General features: G+C 44.2%; 1 protein-coding gene. It reads left to right on the top strand.

The genetic code is table 11. From position 1 onward, the window contains the following. Positions 1 to 942, top strand: a 942-nt coding sequence (locus DM09_RS00515; RefSeq protein ID WP_038246668.1) for a flagellin, incomplete at its 5' end; no start/stop codon positions are given. Positions 943 to 1,071: the final 129 nt, after the last annotated feature.

The following is a 1,071-nucleotide window of genomic DNA, read 5'->3' on the forward strand; positions in this document are numbered from 1 at the left end:
ATGACAAAAATGGCAGACGCTGGTGTAAATGAAATCCAAAACATGGTTATTCGTATCCAGACTTTGGCAACCCAAGCTTCTTCTGCGAACAACGCAGGTGAATTGGGCAAATTGGATGCAGAACGTATCAAATTGGAATCAGCAATCGATAAAATCGCAAACTCTACCAACTACAATGGCGTGAACTTGTTGAATGGCATTGATGCTGGGTCAGCTGCTGTTGCTTTTGCAGTTACAAACCCAACAGCAGGTAATGGTTCAGTCACAAGCTTGACCACAACTGCCGCCACAGATGGTGGGGTAAGCACAACATATAGCTACGATGTTACAACTGGTGCGGCAACAGGTGATACATTAACTGTAACTGGAGCGGATGGCTCAACAGGTACAGCAACATTAACCGCAGGTGCTGCATTTACTGTAACTATGGATAATGGTGCTTCGCTAACAGGCACTGCTGCCGCTACACTGGCTAACAGTACCATTACTGGTCAAACAGTAGTAACTGCTGATGCAGCTGCTGGTACATCTGCTTATGCTTCAGCTTTGGCTTTCCAAGTGGGTGCTGACAACAATGCCAACAACCAAGTGACTGTGGATTTAACCAAATCTTATACCACAGCTGCATTGGGTCTTGGTACTGGTGATTTAACCACACAAGCCAACGCACAAGCTTATATTGATACTGCAAAAGCAGCATTGAATACATTGGTGTCACAACGTGCTGACCTTGGAGCTACACAAAACCAAGTCGCATTCATTCAGTCCAATATTGCAACCAGTATTGAGCAAACTACAGCTTCTGTATCATCTATTCGTGATGCGGATATGGCTGCAGAAATGGCTGATTTCACCAAAAACAAAATCCTTACCCAAGCAAGTACATCTATGCTAGCGCAGGCTAACCAAGCAGCGCAAAACGTGATGACTTTGTTTAGATAAAAATAAAAGCACATTTTCCTAAAGTCTAAGGGATAACCAGCGATAGGTAATCTCACACGAGAGGCAAGAAGCTTCTTTTACCAACTGCAAGATGCAAACGTAACAGGGCATGAGGTCGTTTACGGGTAA

The organism is Ghiorsea bivora (assembly GCF_000744415.1).
GTDB classification, from domain to species: domain Bacteria; phylum Pseudomonadota; class Zetaproteobacteria; order Mariprofundales; family Mariprofundaceae; genus Ghiorsea; species Ghiorsea bivora.